Below are 15349 nucleotides of genomic sequence, written 5' to 3' on the forward strand. Positions count from 1 at the left end.
CTCGAGGTTGGCGATGACGGTTTTTCAATCACGCTGAATTTCGGTGATGCGCCTGAGCCGCTCTATATTCCGTACTCTGCGATCAAGACATTCGTAGACCCTTCAGTAGAATTCGGCCTGCGCTTTGAAAGCCCGGACGATACGGAAGAAGATGAAGAGCTTGATCACATCGTCGAGCAAACGATTGAAGTGATGCCTGACGAGCCGGAAGAGCATCACGACGCAGATGTCGTATCGCTGGATAGCTTCCGCAAGTAATTGACTGATTAAGTCGTCTGTAAGCCCCGCCCTGTGCGGGGTTTATTGTTTTTGAAGGAACGTATCAACCGACCGCGATTTCACACCATTGCGAAACCGTGTGAAAGACAGATCAAGGCCGCCATCGGCCAGTGTGCGGTCAAACTGCTGCAGTTCGTATCCGCCATCCTCGTCGATAAACAATGAGAACACGGTCAAAGTATCCCCTACGATGCGGCCCCAGACGAAAGGTTCGCCTTTCATCGGGTCCAGGGGAACTTCGTGGCCAAAAACATTTCGCTTCATCGCCGCCGAATAAACATCCGGCCGATCCGAAGGGCGAAAATCCACCGAGAATTTTTGCTCTTTCACCCGCCCGTCATGCTTGTACGTCGTCGTATGCCAGCTGACATTGAAACCGCTGCTGGTTTCATGGATCGAAACGCTCATGTCACGGGGTGTAGTCGTACCATCTACATCAACGACATTGGCTGAACCAACATAATCTCCGATAAACGGCCCAATACCTGTTGCATGTGCCTGTCCGACAAACAGCGTCACCCAAAGCGTGAACATCGCCGCCAGGGCGGTCAAAAACGAAGGACGGGTCCTAACTGAAACGCGCATGCAACCTCCACCACGGCGATATGTTTATTGTAGCTCAGCAGTCAGCGCGCACAATGGTGCTGTTTCCGATGTTAACAAGAAAAATGACGCTTCCGCCTGCCTATACCTTTGGTGCCCTTGGGTTTATGGTGCGCGCAACTGGCCGATTGCGCCTTGGCTCTGCTATGGCTAAACGGCATACGACTGCATACCAGACGGAGTGACCGATGTCTCAGACCCGCACCGAATCCGACAGCTTTGGCCCGCTTGAGGTTCCCGCCGACAAGTATTGGGGCGCGCAAACACAGCGTTCGATCATGAACTTCCCCATCGGCTGGGAAAAGCAGCCCGTCGCCATCGTGCGTGCGCTGGGCGTGATCAAGAAAGCCTGTGCCATGCAAAACAAGGCAACAGGCAAGCTGGACGCGAAAATCGCCGACGCGATCATTGAGGCTGCTGGTGAGGTTATTGAGGGCAAGTTCGACGACAACTTCCCTCTGGTGGTTTGGCAGACCGGTTCCGGCACCCAATCGAACATGAACTCGAACGAAGTTATCGCCAATCGCGCGATCGAGATTCTAGGCGGTGTAATCGGCTCCAAAAAGCCAGTCCACCCCAACGATCACTGCAACATGGGACAATCGTCCAACGATACGTTCCCAACCGCAATGCACATTGCTGCGGCCATGAGTGTTCGTGATGTACTGATGCCCGGGCTGGAAAAGCTGGCTTCGGGTCTGGAACAGAAATCGGAAGAATTCAAAGACATCATCAAAATCGGTCGCACCCATACGCAGGATGCGACGCCTTTGACTCTGGGGCAGGAATTCAGCGGCTATGCACATCAGATTCGTCAGGGGATTGCCCGTGTAAAAGCTGCAATGCCCGCAATCTATGAGCTTGCTCAGGGCGGCACCGCCGTTGGCACCGGTCTGAACACTCAAAAAGGCTGGGGTGAAGCTGTTGCTGCAAACATGGCCGACATCACCGGCCTGCCCTTTGTCACGGCTCCCAACAAGTTCGAAGCACTGGCCGCCCATGACGCCATGGTATTTCTGTCGGGTGCCTTGGCGACCGTCGCAGGATCCTGCTACAAAATCGCCAACGACATTCGATTTCTGGGTTCGGGCCCGCGCTCGGGACTGGGGGAACTGATCCTGCCCGAGAATGAGCCCGGATCGTCGATCATGCCGGGCAAAGTGAACCCGACACAGGCTGAGGCACTGACCCAAGTGGCAGCTCATGTGATGGGCAACGACGCCGCGATCAAGTTCGCAGGCAGCCAGGGGCATTTTGAACTGAACGTCTACAACCCGATGATGTCCTACAATCTGCTGCAGTCGATCCAGTTGTTGGGCGATGCAACCGACAGCTTCACCGAACGGATGCTGATGGGCACCAAAGCCAACGAACCGCGCATCGACAAGCTGATGAAGGAATCGCTGATGCTGGTTACTGCCCTGGCTCCGACCATCGGCTATGACAACGCCACCAAGGTAGCCAAAACAGCGCATAAAAACGGCACCACTTTGAAAGAAGAGGCCATCGCGCTCGGTTTTGTCGATGAAGAAACCTTTGATTCTGTTGTACGTCCCGAACAGATGATTGGTCCCAAGTGATCCGTCTGCGTAACGCTCTGCCGGTGTGCCTGATCCTGTCGGGCACTCCGGCTTTGGCGGACGCCCAGCTTTTTGGGCTGATTGACGAGCGGTTGGAGTGGATGCGCGACGTTGCCGCCTTCAAATACGCCAATGACAAACCTGTCGAAGATGTCGAGCGCGAAAATGTCGTGTTGTCCAAGACCGTCGAACAAGCTCAGGGCGCAGGTATTGATCCGATCAGCGCCCGTAAGTTCTTTGAGGCGCAAATTGAAGCAGCCAAAGAGATCCAAACCTGCTGGATAGCGCGCTGGACGGATGGAGAGGAAGAGGCTCCGACGGAGTATCGCGATCTTGCTGACGAAGTACGCCCCGCCTTGATCAGCCTTGGCGGTGAAATCATCCAGCAGATATCCCAACACACGCCAGTCCCTGAAACATCAGGTCCTGAATTTGATGCGCAGGTACAGGTCGATTGCCTGTCGGACGCCACGCGTGGTGAGCTGTTTGTGCAGTTGCAAAACATACCGCCCCGAAAATGAGTAAGCTGATCAACCTCAACCAAGTTCGCAAGCAAAGGGCCAAGGCCCAAAAAAAGAAACGTGCGGATGAAAATGCGGTGCGTTTCGGTCGGAGCAAAGCTGAAAAAGATCTTGATCGAACACATAAACAAAAATCTGACCGCAATCTGGACGGTCACGAGATCGAAGAATGAGCGGCCGTCCTATAAAACGCTCTCTGACCCTGAAAGGTCACCGGACTTCCGTCTCTCTGGAGGATGAGTTTTGGCAGGCATTTCGCGAGATCGCGAAAACCAAAGACATTCCAATCAATGTGTTAGCGGCTGAAATTGATGTTTCTCGGGATCCTGAAACCGGTCTCGCCTCAGCCATTCGTGTTTTCATTCTGAACTGGTATCAGCAACAGAATTGAATCCTTGCCGATCTTCCTTTTTCCTGACTAAACTGACGGGAACAAAAAGGGTACACTATGAGCAAAACAGTTACCGGCCCAGATGGTGAACAGCGCTGCGCGTGGTGTCAGGCAGCACCTGAGTTCTTTGAGTATCACGACAATGAATGGGGATATCCGGTCGCAGATGATCAGCGCCTGTTTGAAAAGCTCTGCCTCGAGAGTTTTCAGTCCGGGCTGAGCTGGCGCACAATTCTGGCCAAACGAGAGAACTTTCGTAAGGCGTTTTGTGGATTTGATTTCAATAAAGTAGCAGGTTTTTCTGATGCTGATATCGAACGGCTTTTGCAGGACGAAGGCATTGTGCGCCATCGCGGAAAGATCGAAGCGGTCATCAACAACGCACAGCGTGCTCAGGAACTGATCGCCTCTGAAGGATCAATCGCAGGGTATGTCTGGCGGTACGAAGCCGAAAACCCGCCAGAACCACAAACCGCATCCACATCACCTGAATCGGTTGCGATGTCGAAAGATCTCAAAAAACGCGGATGGAAGTTCGTAGGCCCCACTACCGTTTTTGCGTTTATGCAGGCCATGGGATTGATCAATGATCACGCAATGGGCTGCGCGCAAAGAGAAAAAGCGGCGCAGTTGCGCCGCTCCTTCCAAAAACCAACGTAATAAGGCTCCCCTTGAGGGGGGGCTTTATTAGACAGAAGCGCGATAGATCTTGTCAATGTTGCCACCCAGAGCAGCGTTGAATTCGCCGTCCGACTGCTGCTTGGACAGACCTTCAGTCAAAGCGCGCGAGAATGACGCAATCATTTTGCCATTCTGGTTCAACAGATCGCATGCCTCTTCGGTCGTGTATCCACCAGACAGCGCGACAACGCGCAGAACACGCGGGTGATCTGCCAGAGCATCATAAAGGTTTGCTTTGTTGGGAATAGTCAATTTCAGCATCACATCTTGCCCATCGGCCAACTGATCGAGGTTCTTCAGGATTTCTGCTTTCAGAATATCCTCAGCCTCAGCCTTGGTCTCGGAATGGATATTCACTTCGGGCTCAACGATCGGAACCATGCCTGCGCTGATAACCTCGCGCGCGACATCGAATTGCTGGGCGACAACAGCAGCGATACCTTCTGCATTTGCCTCGTGAATCACCGAGCGTTCCTTGGTACCAAACACACCTTCAGCCTTCGCCAGCGTTTCCACCAGTCCCGGGATAGGCTTCATCATCTGAACACCGTTAGCCTGCTCTTCCAGGCCTTTGTCGATTTTCAGAAACGGTACGATGTTCTTTACCGACCAGAGATAGTCGGCAACACCACGACCGTCGATTGTTTCGCCTAGTGTGCGTTCGAACAGGATCGCGCCGATCACTTTGTCCTTGGTGAAATCGTCCGCCAGAATGATACGCGCGCGCATTTTCTGGATTTCGCCAAACATCTCTTCGTCATTGTTGTAGTCAGATGCTTCAACGCCATACAGCGCAAGCGCCTTAGGGGTCGAACCGCCGCTTTGATCCAAGGCCGCAATGAAACCTGCACCGTTGGACATTTGCTCGCGCTGTTCTGCCTTGGACATAACTCTTTTCCCGTTCAATAATGATTCCGCTTTTTTCAACCGCATACAGCAAGGCGTTGGACGATGGTAGTTTGTTAGCGCTCAACCAGCCGTAACCAAATTCCGTCTTTCGAACGCACAGTCAGATGTGCGACTGGAACCGGTGTCCGACCTTCGATCAAATCGAACCGAAAGTGGCGCAAGAGCATTGACAGGATCAGAGGTCCCTCCACCATCGCAAAGCCAGCACCTGTGCAGACACGTGGCCCTGCCGAAAAGGGGATGTAGGCCTCCCTTTGACATTTCTTGCCATTCTCGGTTCCCCATCTGGTCGGGTCGAACTCATCCGGCCTGTCCCACAGGCGTTCCTGACGGTGCAGGTGCCATGGGCTCAGGACAATCTGCGATCCTTGGGGCACATCCCGGTCTCGAAAGCGTTCGGGACACGTTGTTTCACGCACCATCATCGGAACCGGAGGATACAGTCTCAGCGCCTCGCGAAATACATCCCGGCTGAGTCTGAGTTTTGAGACTGCGGCAAACGAAGGCTCATCGAGCATCTGCGCCTCAGCTGCCAATTTCTCCTGCCACTCCGGATAAAGCGCCATCAGATACAGTGTCCACGCCAGAGCAGACGCACTGGTTTCGTGACCCGCCAGAAAGAATATGGCCACCTGATCGATCATTTCGTCCGTATTGAAACGGTGTCCGGTCTGCGGATCCGGGGTTGTCATGATCTTGGTGGCAAGATCATCCGGTGCCTGACCCACCGATATGGCGGCTGCCCTTTCGGTCGTCAGACGTCCAATGAGTGCTCGGATTTCTTTGGCGTTCCTGCGGGTTTTGGTCGAATGAAACCGTGGCACCCAACGTGGCAGAGGTATGAACGCTGCGAGGTTCAGAAGCGGTTGTTCCCTCTGGTATGCGCGAAACTTCTCAAAAACCTGCGCTGCGATCTCATGCTCAATCGGAACCGAAAACAGCGTGCGAAAGATGACATCTGCGGCGGCATGGCTTGTGACTTCCTCACACTCGATCTCACTGCCGCTTTGCGAGCGCAGACGATCTACGCAAGCCTGCGCCGCAGCCAACATAGCCGGGAACGTGTCCTTCAAGCGACCGCCTTCAAACGCGGGATCTATGATCCGGCGCTGGCGCTTCCAGGTATCGCCATTGGTCAGAAAAACCGAGTCACCAAGCAGCGGACGCAACCCCTCACTGATGCGGTTCGATTTGGGAAAGTCGTCTGGTCGCTGCTTAAGTACCGTGTTGATCAGTTCAGGCTGGTTGATCATGTATGACCGAAAAAACGGCGTACGAAACTCGGCCATCCAGGCCCGATACAGTCGCTGGGGTTGCGCGGAAAGCAAATCCTGACGAAAGAGCTTCAAGTAGCGCCAGAGCGATACCTTATCTGGGCGAGCCTGAGGCTTTGGGGGCGTCATGCAGCCACCGATGTGTATTTGGATACAGAGACATCGATGCGTGACCTGGATGGCGCCCTACCGTCGAACCTCTGAGACAGGGTTTCAGGGCCAGCGGTTATCCGAAAGTAATCATAGTCGCCCGGTCGGTCGAACGCGCAGAGGTACTGGAAATGCAATCGAAAGAACCTCCACCGCAGTTCCTGCCTGCGTTCCGGAGACAGGGTTTGGGTGAACGCAGCGGATAACACCAGCGGCCAACGCTTTTCAGGACCAGCAACGCCACTGACTGACACAGGATCACATAAAGCGAAGGCGCACCCATCACCGGGTGCTGATACATCAATCCAGGTCAGCTCTGTGCGCTTGGACAGAAAGCTCAAGTCAGATCGCAACTGATCGGCTTTGGGCAGGAACGAAACCATCGGCACCACCTGCCCCAGTGTAAGGAATGACAGTGTCGGGCCCTGCCCCTTGTTTTTCTGAACACGCAGCAAATCCGCCAACACGGAAACACCCAGATGTGCACCAGAGCTATGACCGACAACCAGCACTTCATCTGCATCAGAGCTCAGGGCTTGCGCGATCAGAGATTTAAACTCGGCCAGGCGCGCACGCATCTCGGGAGACGTTTCCCCCCAATAGCGCGCAGAATGGGCATAGTCATGCATCAGATAGTAGGCAAACAAACGGTTATCTATTTTGCGAAACCAGTTCAGTAGCACGTAGGCTGCGACGAGCGCAGGCAATAAGGCGATCCAACCAGCAATTATCTTCAGCACCGCGAAAACACCCCAAACAGCGAGGACAGCGATAAACAGCTGGAACAAGAGCATTCCGACAGGATAAAGCGCGGCAATGACAGGACCCTTGCGTAGTCTCATCAAGCGCCACAAAACACCAGTTGAGATATAAATCCATGCCGTTTGAGCCAGTTGCAGATATGTGGCCCCAATGGATCGCGCCATGCTGTCCCGCACGATATCCGACCAGACCAGAACCTCGACATCCGTCTCTGTATCAACACCATCCTGCCGCGATGTCACGTGCCAACCATATGGCCCATCGCCGGATCTGGCAGAAACTGCAATCTCATATCCTGAGATTTTAGACTGCAGATGCCCTTCTTTGCGGTAAAGCTCGCGATAGCGGCGGGGATGAATCGGGTCATAGCCAGGTATGTAAAATACCCTGCGTTTGCGCACCTTTTGCTGCGTTTTCTGACTGCTCATTGCTTTGACCTCTGCCGCGCAGATTAGCCTAGCAATGCGGCCAAGGTAAGACCCGCATATCGTCCTGTTTCAGGATGTTAGCCCAAGGTTGCAAGCGCTGGGAATGTCTCGAGCAGCCACCAGCTGAACTCGGTGAACAGGCCCGTGATCAGCATGATACCGACGAACAGCAACAGCGCGCCCATAACCTTTTCGATGGTGCCCATATAGGGCTTGATGCGGTTCATTACGGCCATGGAGCGGTTCAGGAACATCGCAGCAAGCAGGAACGGTATGCCAAGCCCTGCCGCATAAACACCCAGCAAAAGCGTTCCACGGGCAACCGACGCTTCTGATGCAGCCAATGACAGGATCGCACCCAACTGAGGTCCGATGCAGGGCGTCCAGCCAAATGCAAAGGCAAGCCCCAGAATATAGGCACCAAAGACTGACCCACCGGAATCTCCGGTCTCTACCCGGGCCTCCCGATCCAGCAGCGGAATGCGGAATACGTTCAGAAAGTGCAGGCCAAACACGATGACCACAGCGCCGGAAAGCTTAGCGAAAAGCACCTGATTTTGCAGGACAAATGCCCCAAACGCCGAAGCTGTAAACCCAAGCAAGAGGAATACGGTCGACAATCCAAGCACGAAAAACAACGCCGACAAAGTCGCCTTACGCCGTGCGCGCGCCTCGTCCTGCATCTCGTTGATCGTGACTCCGCTCATATACGCCAGATAAGGTGGCACAATGGGCAACACGCATGGCGACAGGAAGCTGATCAGCCCCCCGATCATCGCAATGAACATGGCGGGTAGCAGCCCCGCGTCGATGATATCAATTCCGAACATGTTTCAGCACATATGGTATCGCACCGCCAACGTCACGGGGCCAATAGGTCACATCCTCGTGGTTGCATGCTGGACACCATCCTCAAGTGGAAATATCTGACTCGCATGACAAGTGATATTGAAACACTGGATGCACTGGGCCTGCTGTGCCCGCTGCCCGTCCTGAAGGCCCGGAAACGGCTGAAATCCATGCCGGTTGGCGGGTTGCTACGCATCCTGGCGGATGACCCGGCTGCAGTGATCGACGTTCCACATTATTGCACCGAGTCCGGCAACAAGCTGATTAGTCAGGAAGATACGGGCAATCATCAGATCTATGTGATCCAAAAGAGCTGACTGATAAAACTGACGTATCAGAAAGAAAAAGGCGGGCCTGTTAGCCCGCCTTCTTTGATTATTGACCCAGAGACCACCATCCCCGACGCTTGGGTTTGGCAGGAGCTGGTTCTTCTGGCACCGGCTCTTCTGCCACGACCTCCAAGACAGGCTCTGGCGTTTCAGGTTCGACCTGTTCCGGCTCTGGTTCGGACGCTTGTTCCTCTGCCGCCGCAACCTCTTCTTCGACGGTCGCTGCGGTTTCCTCTGCAGGCTCTTCCGTCGCAGCAGGTGCTTCTACTTCAGTCTCTACAACTTCAGCTTCCACTTCGATCTGCTCAGAGACCGCCGTTTCGACGACCTCTGCCTCGGCCACGATCACAACGCCTTCCTCCGCAGGTGCCTCCTCAGCGTTCTGCTCAGCTTCGGCATTCGCGACCTCTGCAGGCTCCTCGGCTTTCTCAGCGTCTGCATCTTTCTTGCGGCGGCGTGGTGCACGACGCTTCTTTGGCTTGGCAGGTTTCTCTGCCTCAGGCGCTTGTTCCGCAGGTGTAGCTTCGGCTTCTACGGCATCTGCGGCGTCAGTCTTCTCTTCAGTGGCAGCATCACTACCATCGGCGTCTTCGGCCTCGGTCGGCTTCTCGCCTTCTTCTGACGCAGCCTCGGACCCTTCTCCGTTTCCGCCGCCCTTCTTCCGGCGACGGCGGCGACGCTTGCGCTTGGGCTTGGTCTCCTCTTCAGCCTGAACTGTTTCTTCTTCTTCCTCGTCCTCCGAAGCATCCACCAGATCCATCAGCGAAGCGTCTACAGATACCACGGGCGCAGTGGCCTCTGGCACTATCCGGCTGGCGGTCTTGAATTTCTCCATCGAGAAATCGGGGCTGACCAGATGGATATCGCCTTCAATGCGCACTGAAAGGCCATAACGTCCTTCGATCTGAGCGATATGCTCGCGCTTCTGGTTCATCAGGAAGTTGGCAATGCTGACCGGGCAGCGCACCAGAACCTCGCGGGAACGGCGACGTGTGCCTTCCTCTTCGATCTGACGCAAGATCGACAGTGCCATGTTGTCGTCCGAGCGGATCAGACCGGTGCCGTGGCAGGCCGGGCAAGGCTGCGTTGTCGCCTCGATCATGCCGGGGCGCAGACGCTGGCGGCTCATCTCCAGCAGACCAAAGCCAGAAATACGACCGACCTGAATACGGGCACGATCCGTTTTCAACTTGTCTTTAAGGCGCTTTTCGACGGCCGAGTTATTCTTGCGCTCGTCCATATCGATGAAGTCGATGACGATCAGACCTGCGAGGTCGCGCAGACGCAGTTGGCGCGCCACTTCGTCGGCGGCCTCAAGATTGGTCTTGAGCGCGGTCTCCTCGATCGAACCTTCTTTGGTGGCCCGGCCAGAGTTCACGTCGATCGCAACCAGCGCCTCGGTCACACCGATCACGATGTAGCCGCCTGATTTCAACTGAACTGTCGGGTTGAACATTCCCGCCAGATAGCTTTCGACTTGATAGCGTGCGAACAGAGGCAGCGCGTCTTCATACCGCTTCACGTTCTTGGCATGCGACGGCATGATCATCTTCATGAAGTCTTTGGCGATGCGGTAGCCACCCTCGCCCTCGACCAGAACTTCGTCAATGTCGCGATTATAGAGATCGCGGATCGAGCGTTTAATCAGGTCGCCTTCTTCATAGATCTTGGAGGGTGCGATGGATTCCAGTGTCAGCGCCCGGATTTGCTCCCAGAGACGCTGCAGGTATTCATAATCGCGTTTGATCTCGGATTTGGTACGCTTCGCCCCGGCAGTCCGGATGATCAAACCCGCACCAGTCGGCACATCGATATCCGAGGCAATGTCCTTGAGCTTTTTACGGTCGGCGGCGTTAGTGATCTTACGGCTGATGCCACCACCGCGGGCAGTGTTCGGCATCAGAACGCAATAGCGACCCGCCAGCGACAGATAGGTTGTCAACGCAGCACCCTTGTTGCCACGCTCTTCTTTTACGACCTGCACCAGCAGAACCTGGCGCACCTTGATGACTTCTTGAATCTTGTAACGACGCGGGCGCGGTTTGCGCGGAGGACGAATATCTTCGCTGTCATCTTCATCAGCGACAGACTCAATTGTCTCGTCTTTGTCCGTTGCTTCTGAACGTGCTTCGACCTCTTCAGCTTCCGACTCAGCGGCTTCGTCACCTTCGGATTCTTCAGCAGCAGCTTCTACCTGCTCATCTTCAGCAGTTTCAGGCTGCTCAGATCCCTCGGCTTCTTCACCGGACTCAGATTCACCAGCTTCTTCTGTGCTTTCGGCTTCCGCCTCAGCATTGGCTTCGACTTCTACTTCAGCAGTCTCAGTTACCGGCTCGGCTTCTTGCTCGGCAGCATCATCTTCCTGCTGTTCACCAGATTCGGCCTGACCTTCGGTTTCAGTGACCTCTTCGGGCTCCTCAACCGGAGTTTCAGCCACCAATTCTACGGGCGATGTGCCCTCAGGAATTGAGACATCGGCGTTTTCTTCACCCTCATCCAGATCAATGGTTTCCATCCCGGAAGGTTCTGAGGACGGATCCATGGTTTCGACCGGGTCGTCGGATTTGACACCCTCTGCCTTGGTGCGCGAACGCGAACGACGCTTTTTGGGCTTCGCCTCTTCAGCTTCGTCACGTGCCTTCATCGCTTCGGCGTAGGCGCGTTCTTCTTCCATCAGGGCTTCGCGGTCTGCGACCGGAATCTGATAGTAGTCGGGATGAATTTCCGAAAAGGCGAGGAAACCGTGCCGGTTGCCGCCGTAATCAACAAATGCCGCCTGCAGAGACGGTTCGACCCGTGTTACCTTTGCGAGGTAGATGTTTCCTGCAAGCTGACGCTTGTTTTCGGATTCAAAGTCGAACTCCTCGACCTTGTTTCCATCGACCACCACGACGCGGGTTTCCTCCGCGTGGGTGGCATCGATAAGCATTTTCTTAGCCATGTGTCCTTGGTGCACCGCGCCAAACGCGTTGTCCTTACCCGTCCGGGCGGACAGGCGCTTTTGGGGTGGTGTCTTGTCAGGGCGATATAGGACGGCGCGCGGCAGGGTCTGGCGCTCTGGCCCCCTGCCCGTTCACTCAATCGTTGCGCGCGCGTCATCGCGGTTCTTCTCCGACAGGCGCGATCCATGCCGCAGCCCGCCCATTTATTCCTTTCGCCCGTATTCCGGGCTCAGGTGCTCCAATACCCCGTGAGGGGCACAATCGGTCTGCCTGGCCTTGTGGGAATGATCACCATCTGCGGCAAAGCAGCGAAACTCAAAGATTCGGGACTTCTGGGCGCAAAATTAGCCCGGCCCGTCCCGTCACAATAAAAGCAGTCCTGTGGAAAAGACAATGGGCAAACTGCACGATCAGCATCTGCCGATAGGCATCAAAATCAGCAAAAAGCCGTCAAAGAGCTAATTTTCAGGGGTGTTTGGCCTAAAAAATATCCGGAGAGGGTGTCCCCTCTCCGGATTTGTTGGTCAGAGGTAATCGGAACGTTGAAGGCCATATTTGGCCATTTTTTCGTTCAAGGTCCGGCGTGGCAGACACAGCTCGTCCATCACCGAAGCAATCGAGCCTTTGTGACGACGCATCGTATTGTCGATCAACATCCGCTCAAACGCTTCGACGTATTCCTTGAGCGGCTTGCCTTCGGTTGTCATGACCGGCTGCATCTCTTCGTGATCCGACATCAGCAACGATGCGATGGTACCAGAACCCCGTCGAGACTGCAGAACAGCCCGTTCTGCAATATTGATCAGCTGGCGCACATTTCCGGGCCAAGGTGCCTGCAGCAGTTGCGCAGCTTCCTGAGCACTAACCTGAGGTGCCTCGCAGCCGTATTCCTCTGCAAACTGCTCGCTGAGACGCGTGAACAGCGTCAGAATATCCTCACCGCGCTGACGCAGCGGCGGCATGGTGATCCGCAGCGCGGCCAGACGATAGAACAGGTCAGGACGCAAAACGTCTTCGCTGGTTTTCCCGGCTTCCTGCAGATTCGAGATGGCAACGATCCGGGTTTCTGCCGGTGTGCCCTGCTCATTCATTACGCTCAACAGTCGAGCCTGGAGCGTATCGCTGAGCGCCTCTACATCCTCGAGCACCAGTGTACCACCGCGTGCCTCTTCGATCGCTGGTAGCTGAGCATCTTCGGGCATCATCGGGCCAAACAGCCGTTTCGACAGCGCCTCTTCTTCCAGAGCTGCACATGACACCAGAACAAATTTCTTACCCGCACGACTGCCGACAGCATGAAGCGCATGAGCGACGAGTGTCTTCCCGGTTCCGGTTTCGCCATCGATCAATACATGACCATCGGCTTGCCCCAGATCCAGAATATCTTCGCGCAGGCGTTCCATTACCGGGCTGGCACCAATCAGCTTGTTCATGATCTGGGTGCCGCCGGACAGTTCGCGACGCAGCGCGCGGTTATCCAATGTCAAACGTCGCGCGTTGCTGGCACGTTTCGCCAGTTCGGACATACGGTCCGGGTTGAATGGTTTCTCGAGAAAATCGAACGCACCGACACGCATCGCCTCGACAGCCATAGGTACGTCACCGTGGCCCGTGATCATGATCACGGGAAGCGTGCTGTCCGCTCCCATCAGTTTCTTCAGCAGCTGAATACCGTCCATACCCGGCATCTTGATGTCAGAGATCACAATGCCTGGATACTCCGGCCCCAACACCTTGAGCGCATCTTCAGCGCTGGAAAAGGTCTCGGTGTCGTATCCCGACAGTGCCAGCCATTGGCTGATCGACTGGCGCATGTCCTGTTCGTCATCAACAATGGCTATCTTCATGGCCTGTGCCATAGTACTTCCTCGTTATTCAGCGGCCTCAAGGCCGTCGCTTCCCAGTATCGGCAGTTGCATTTCGAATACCGCGCCACCGTTTTGTCCGTTGCGCGCAGTCAGCCGACCCCCATGGTCGTTCACGATCCCGGATGAGATGGCAAGACCCAGTCCAACGCCATCCCCGGGACGCTTGGTTGTATAAAACGGCTCAAAGAGGTTCTCGATATCCTCGATACCGTGGCCGTTATCGCGGACCGTCAACACAGCTGTGTCGCCCGCCGCCAGAATGATTTCCACATCCGGCTCAATAACAGATTTGGTGGCGTCCAGCGCATTGCGCAAGAGGTTCACCATCACCTGCTCGATCCGCATCCGGTCCCCCATCACTATAACAGGTTCTTCGGGCAGGATCTGAGTAATCTTCACGTGCCGCTGGCGCAGCTGCGGCTCCATCATAGACAGGCTAGAGGCCAGTGCCTCACCAAGATTTACTGGTGAAAACGCGTCCGCACCTTTGCGTGCGTACGACTTGAGCTGGCGTGTGATTGCGCCCATCCGCTCGATCAGGCCATCGATCCGGCCGAAACTGGCCAGCGCCTCTTCAGGACGATTTCGCCGCAGCAAAAGGCGCGCACCGGCGAGGTAGGTTTTCATCGCAGCGAGCGGCTGGTTCAACTCGTGACTGACTGCGGCAGACATCTCACCCAAGGCGGCAAGTTTGGAACTCTGGGCCAGGGTTTGCTCGGCCACTTCCAGCGTCTTTTCAACCCGTTCGCGTTCAGCAATTTCCCGCTGCAGCCTTGTATTCAATGCGCGAAGCTCCGCCGACTCACGCTGGAACAAAGCGGCGCGCAAAGCGGTGCGTCGGCTAAGTGCATAAAACGCCAGCGCCAGAAGAATCGCGAAGCCCATGATTTCGAGGGCCAGCACACTATTCACCTTCTCGCGGATCGACGAATAGGTGGTGAAAGACGTCATCTGCCAGCCTCGGAAAGGAATACGGGTTTCCATCCGCATCACAGCCTCGCCCTGCAAATAAGCGTCGGGTGGCAGAGCCGTCCAATCCGTCGTTGCACGAATGGCTCGCTGAATGGCGCCCTGAGGCGGCTGGCGCAGCATCGCCGCGCTTTCATTAAGGCCACGCCATTGCGGCTCGGTCGACAAAATGATTGTGCCTGTACTGTCCGTCACCATTACGGCGTCAGAAATCCCCGCCCAGGCGCGCTCGAACTTCTGCAGATCGACCTCAACAACGATTACGCCCAGGATTTCAGAGCCAGCTTCAAGCCGCCGGGAGTAGACAAAACTATAGCCGCCGGATTCACGCGGGATCACCGAAAATATCGTCGAGTTTGCGCGAATAGCATCGATAAAATAGGCGGCACTACGATGCGCCTCACCCAACCGGTTACGGTCGGTTGCGGCAACGGTGCGGCCGTCGCTATCCAGCAGCATGAGTGAAGCCGCACCAATCTCTTCAACAAACGAGATCAGGCGTTGCGTAGACAACGAGAAATCGCTGGATTGTAGTGCAGCGATGAGCGTCGGGTCGCGCGCAAGCAATTGCGGCACGATGGCATTTCTACGTAGTTCGCTCAGAAGGTTACCGGAATACAGCGCTAGGCGCAGTTCGGCACGGTTTCGCGTCGATTCAGTAAACCGGTTCGTCAGCAGGCTGTTGGTTATCCAGACAGTGGCAACCGTTGCAATCAGCAGTACAATAATCGCCAATCGCAATCGCCAGCCCAGCGGCGCACCGCGGAACCGGCTTATGAAATTTGCCCAGCCTGATTGTACTTCGGAACTCATC

Annotated in this window: 15 protein-coding genes; 7 read left to right on the forward strand and 8 right to left on the reverse strand. The window is 55.4% G+C overall.

Annotated elements, in window-relative coordinates:
• Positions 1-258: ClpXP protease specificity-enhancing factor SspB (locus E1297_RS36650; protein ID WP_244328014.1), on the forward strand; the 258-nt coding region annotated here is incomplete at its 5' end.
• 42 nt (positions 259-300) lie between these two features.
• Here the strand turns inward: E1297_RS36650 and E1297_RS36655 are convergent.
• Positions 301-864 (reverse strand): hypothetical protein, encoded by a 564-nt coding sequence (locus tag E1297_RS36655; RefSeq protein WP_155146969.1) that lies wholly within the window; start codon positions 862-864, stop codon positions 301-303.
• Between the two features lie 206 nt (positions 865-1070).
• On the opposite strand from E1297_RS36655, the gene fumC reads away from it, so the two are divergent.
• From fumC to E1297_RS36680, 5 genes are read left to right on the forward strand one after another with little or no spacing between them, the layout of a single operon-like run.
• A complete protein-coding gene (gene fumC / locus E1297_RS36660) occupies positions 1071-2462 on the forward strand; it encodes a class II fumarate hydratase (protein ID WP_155146971.1) in 1392 nt (463 codons plus the stop codon).
• The gene (gene aroQ / locus E1297_RS36665) at positions 2459-2983 is read left to right on the forward strand and encodes a gamma subclass chorismate mutase AroQ (protein WP_155146972.1); all 525 of its coding nucleotides are present in this window, start codon (positions 2459-2461) and stop codon (positions 2981-2983) included. Before fumC ends, aroQ begins: the two co-directional genes overlap by 4 nt.
• Complete coding sequence (locus tag E1297_RS36670; protein WP_155146975.1) at positions 2980-3156, forward strand: DUF4169 family protein; 177 nt, start codon at positions 2980-2982, stop codon at positions 3154-3156. The genes aroQ and E1297_RS36670 overlap by 4 nt, the downstream gene beginning before the upstream one ends.
• Positions 3153-3374, forward strand: coding sequence for a ribbon-helix-helix domain-containing protein (locus E1297_RS36675; protein ID WP_155146977.1), 222 nt, complete (start codon positions 3153-3155; stop codon positions 3372-3374). The genes E1297_RS36670 and E1297_RS36675 overlap by 4 nt, the downstream gene beginning before the upstream one ends.
• 57 nt (positions 3375-3431) lie before the next feature.
• The gene (locus tag E1297_RS36680) at positions 3432-4034 is read left to right on the forward strand and encodes a DNA-3-methyladenine glycosylase I (RefSeq protein ID WP_155146978.1); all 603 of its coding nucleotides are present in this window, start codon (positions 3432-3434) and stop codon (positions 4032-4034) included.
• A 27-nt stretch (positions 4035-4061) separates the two neighbouring features.
• On the opposite strand, the gene E1297_RS36685 is transcribed toward E1297_RS36680, so the two are convergent.
• The 4 genes from E1297_RS36685 to E1297_RS36700 form a co-directional block, all read right to left on the reverse strand.
• Positions 4062-4943 (reverse strand): fructose bisphosphate aldolase, encoded by an 882-nt coding sequence (locus E1297_RS36685; RefSeq protein WP_155146981.1) that lies wholly within the window; start codon positions 4941-4943, stop codon positions 4062-4064.
• A gap of 74 nt (positions 4944-5017) precedes the next feature.
• Positions 5018-6367, reverse strand: coding sequence for a cytochrome P450 (locus tag E1297_RS36690; RefSeq protein ID WP_155146982.1), 1350 nt, complete (start codon positions 6365-6367; stop codon positions 5018-5020).
• Positions 6364-7578 carry a hypothetical protein gene (locus tag E1297_RS36695; RefSeq protein ID WP_155146985.1) on the reverse strand — a complete coding sequence of 405 codons (1215 nt, stop codon included), beginning with the start codon at positions 7576-7578 and terminating at the stop codon, positions 6364-6366. Before E1297_RS36695 ends, E1297_RS36690 begins: the two co-directional genes overlap by 4 nt.
• A 77-nt stretch (positions 7579-7655) precedes the next feature.
• On the reverse strand, positions 7656-8408 hold the full coding sequence (locus E1297_RS36700) for a cytochrome c biogenesis CcdA family protein (RefSeq protein ID WP_155146987.1): 753 nt from the start codon (positions 8406-8408) through the stop codon (positions 7656-7658).
• Between the two features lie 66 nt (positions 8409-8474).
• On the opposite strand from E1297_RS36700, the gene E1297_RS36705 reads away from it, so the two are divergent.
• Positions 8475-8744: a sulfurtransferase TusA family protein gene (locus tag E1297_RS36705; RefSeq protein ID WP_244328015.1), complete on the forward strand. Its 270-nt coding sequence runs from the start codon at positions 8475-8477 to the stop codon at positions 8742-8744.
• Positions 8745-8802: 58 nt separating this feature from the next.
• Here E1297_RS36705 and E1297_RS36710 read toward each other — a convergent pair whose 3' ends face one another.
• The 3 genes from E1297_RS36710 to E1297_RS36720 all read right to left on the reverse strand — a co-directional run bounded on the left by E1297_RS36710 (position 8803) and on the right by E1297_RS36720 (position 15270).
• On the reverse strand, positions 8803-11697 hold the full coding sequence (locus tag E1297_RS36710) for a ribonuclease E/G (protein WP_155146989.1): 2895 nt from the start codon (positions 11695-11697) through the stop codon (positions 8803-8805).
• Positions 11698-12222: 525 nt separating this feature from the next.
• Positions 12223-13557, reverse strand: coding sequence for a sigma-54 dependent transcriptional regulator (locus E1297_RS36715; RefSeq protein WP_155146990.1), 1335 nt, complete (start codon positions 13555-13557; stop codon positions 12223-12225).
• A gap of 12 nt (positions 13558-13569) precedes the next feature.
• A complete protein-coding gene (locus tag E1297_RS36720; RefSeq protein WP_209016224.1) occupies positions 13570-15270 on the reverse strand; it encodes an ATP-binding protein in 1701 nt (566 codons plus the stop codon).
• Positions 15271-15349: the final 79 nt, after the last annotated feature.

The sequence above is a fragment of the Roseibium sp. RKSG952 genome (assembly GCF_009711355.1).

Excerpts from the sequence above, each read along its gene's own strand:
- E1297_RS36655 (WP_155146969.1), bottom strand. The coding sequence starts at position 864 with ATGCGCGTTTCAGTTAGGACCCGTCCTTCGTTTTTGACCGCCCTGGCG.
- fumC (WP_155146971.1), top strand. The coding sequence starts at position 1,071 with ATGTCTCAGACCCGCACCGAATCCGACAGCTTTGGCCCGCTTGAGGTT.
- E1297_RS36670 (WP_155146975.1), top strand. The coding sequence starts at position 2,980 with ATGAGTAAGCTGATCAACCTCAACCAAGTTCGCAAGCAAAGGGCCAAG.
- E1297_RS36675 (WP_155146977.1), top strand. The coding sequence starts at position 3,153 with ATGAGCGGCCGTCCTATAAAACGCTCTCTGACCCTGAAAGGTCACCGG.
- E1297_RS36680 (WP_155146978.1), top strand. The coding sequence starts at position 3,432 with ATGAGCAAAACAGTTACCGGCCCAGATGGTGAACAGCGCTGCGCGTGG.
- E1297_RS36685 (WP_155146981.1), bottom strand. The coding sequence starts at position 4,943 with ATGTCCAAGGCAGAACAGCGCGAGCAAATGTCCAACGGTGCAGGTTTC.
- E1297_RS36690 (WP_155146982.1), bottom strand. The coding sequence starts at position 6,367 with ATGACGCCCCCAAAGCCTCAGGCTCGCCCAGATAAGGTATCGCTCTGG.
- E1297_RS36695 (WP_155146985.1), bottom strand. The coding sequence starts at position 7,578 with ATGAGCAGTCAGAAAACGCAGCAAAAGGTGCGCAAACGCAGGGTATTT.
- E1297_RS36700 (WP_155146987.1), bottom strand. The coding sequence starts at position 8,408 with ATGTTCGGAATTGATATCATCGACGCGGGGCTGCTACCCGCCATGTTC.
- E1297_RS36705 (WP_244328015.1), top strand. The coding sequence starts at position 8,475 with ATGCTGGACACCATCCTCAAGTGGAAATATCTGACTCGCATGACAAGT.
- E1297_RS36710 (WP_155146989.1), bottom strand. The coding sequence starts at position 11,697 with ATGGCTAAGAAAATGCTTATCGATGCCACCCACGCGGAGGAAACCCGC.
- E1297_RS36715 (WP_155146990.1), bottom strand. The coding sequence starts at position 13,557 with ATGGCACAGGCCATGAAGATAGCCATTGTTGATGACGAACAGGACATG.